Origin of the sequence: Pseudomonas nicosulfuronedens, assembly GCF_005877905.1 — a bacterium.
Taxonomy (GTDB): domain Bacteria; phylum Pseudomonadota; class Gammaproteobacteria; order Pseudomonadales; family Pseudomonadaceae; genus Pseudomonas; species Pseudomonas nicosulfuronedens.
This window is the reverse complement of sequence record NZ_SWDV01000103.1, coordinates 1-2010: the sequence shown is the minus strand read 5'-3', so window position 1 is coordinate 2010 and position 2010 is coordinate 1. Positions and strand designations below refer to the sequence as shown.

The following is a 2010-nucleotide window of genomic DNA, read 5'->3' as shown; positions in this document are numbered from 1 at the left end:
ACCGCCGGCGCCAACATGGACATCAGCGTCGCCAAGCGCTTCACCACCGCCGTCGGCGAAGGCATCAGCCTGTTCGCCAGGAAACTGGGCATGAAGCTCTTCGCCAACCAGGGCCCGGTAACGATCCAGGCGCAGAACGACGGCCTGGCACTGCTCGCCCGACACGGGCTGGACATTGTCAGCACCGAAGACGAAATCCGCATCACCGCCAAACGCAAGATCACCCTCAACGCCGGCGGTACCTGCATCACCCTCGACCCGTACCACATCGAGCTGGGCACCAAGGGCGACTTCACCATCAAGGCCTCGCACTTCGACATGCGTGGGCCGGCCAAGCTGCATCCGGACGTCCCCTGGCTACCCCGCGAACTGAACGACGAACCCAAGCCCCAAAGCGGCTACCCCCTCTCGCTATAAGCGAAGCGCAAGGACCCTTCCGATGATCATCAGCCCTCCCTTCATTCCCGCCCCGATAGCGGGTGAAACCGACGAAGCCTTCGTCGAACGCGCCATGCCTGGTGGCCAGCCCGGTGATGGCGCCTTCCCGCTGAGCTTCGACCTCAACTGGCACGGCGGCATGCACCTCAGTGCCCCCCGGGAGAACGGCCAGCCGCTGCCAGTACGCGCCATCGCGGACGGCAAGCTGGTTTACTTCCGCGCCCCTACTGCCAAGACCAACGACGAATTCCACGCTCTCAAATACCGAACCCCGCAAAGCGTCGACGATGGCTGGACTGACAACGGCTGCCTCGTCCTGCGCCACGAAACCGAGATCGGTGAAGGCGAACGCGGCCAAGTGGTGTTCTTCTCGATCTACATGCACCTGTCGAAAATCAACATCGCCAACCCGCAGATCAACCAGCGCATCTACCGCAAGGACAGCATCGGCGAAGCCGGGCAAATCTACGGCAGCGCCGGCAAGATTCACTTCGAGATCATCGCCGACGACAGCCAGATCGCCCACCTCACCGGCCGCCAGCAGCGCGACCTCGACTACCAGGCCCAGGACGGCCGCACCGACAGTTGCTGGGGCGACATGTACTTTTTCGTTCCTGCCCCGGTGCAGGGCTACGCCTCGCCCCCCAACAACTTCGCGCAACCCACCAATCCGTCGGCACTCAGCTTCCAGAGCCCAAGCTTCCCCCCAAGGCTGGTACGACGCGAACGGAAAGTTCACTTCGCTGGCCGTAGTCACCTCGCAGATCGACGGATACCGGCCGGAAATCGTCGGCGAAATGAACAAGGGCCTGATCGTGCGCATGCGTTATGAACGGGGCCAATGCCAGCTCACCACCTACTTCCTCGGCGGCGAACTGATTGGCACCCAGCAGGAAGAGACGGACTTCGAATACAACCTCTACACCACAGCGACCCGCCGCTACCCCGGCTGCCCCAGTGCCGGCTATGAACTACTGCGCTTCGGCCGCGTGTTGGGGCCAGATGCCCTGCAACCGGCCAACGCCGCCCACTGGCGGAAGATCAGCCTCCCGCCGCGCACCGAGGCCGGCGAAACGGAGCGCAACGCCTGGTTCAACCTCAACGCACCCGGCGTGACCCGTTTCAGTGATGCCGACTTCCCCCACTGGATGGGCTGGCGCCTGATCAACGACGACACCAACGAGGACAGCCACTGCCAGTCAGACTACATCCGCAGCCTGCTCGAACCACCGAGCTACCTGAGCGACCCGCCACCGCGCCAACCCGATGCCGCCACGATTGCCACCTCGGCGGAGTACGACAGCATGTATGAGGGCGACCGGCGGCGACTGTCCGAGCAGTACATGGATGAGCGGAAACTGAATACCACCCGGCTGGAGGATGCCGAGAATCAGAGCAAGCTCAAACGCCTGATCTGCAAGTTTCCCACTGAATGGGCGAAGAATGATTTTGAAGTTCGCTATAAATGGCTGAAGCGGGTCGCGGATCACGGGCCAATGTCTGAAGATGACTTCCTGAAGCTTGAGAAGCACCATCAGGCGTTGGCGTTTTGGGAGGAGGCTGGCTTAGGGG

Annotated in this window: 3 protein-coding genes; all 3 read left to right on the top strand. The window is 62.5% G+C overall.

All coding sequences use genetic code 11. The features are described 5' to 3' along the window. The coding region (locus FAS41_RS30585; protein WP_138527008.1) for a DUF2345 domain-containing protein at window positions 1–417 on the top strand (417 nt) is incomplete at its 5' end. A 22-nt stretch (window positions 418–439) separates the two neighbouring features. Continuing rightward, window positions 440–1270, top strand: coding sequence for a M23 family metallopeptidase (locus FAS41_RS30580; protein WP_138527007.1), 831 nt, complete (start codon window positions 440–442; stop codon window positions 1268–1270). Continuing rightward, a partial coding sequence (locus FAS41_RS31020) for a hypothetical protein (RefSeq protein ID WP_218939152.1) occupies window positions 1236–2010 on the top strand: 775 nt, incomplete at its 3' end. The genes FAS41_RS30580 and FAS41_RS31020, both read left to right, overlap by 35 nt.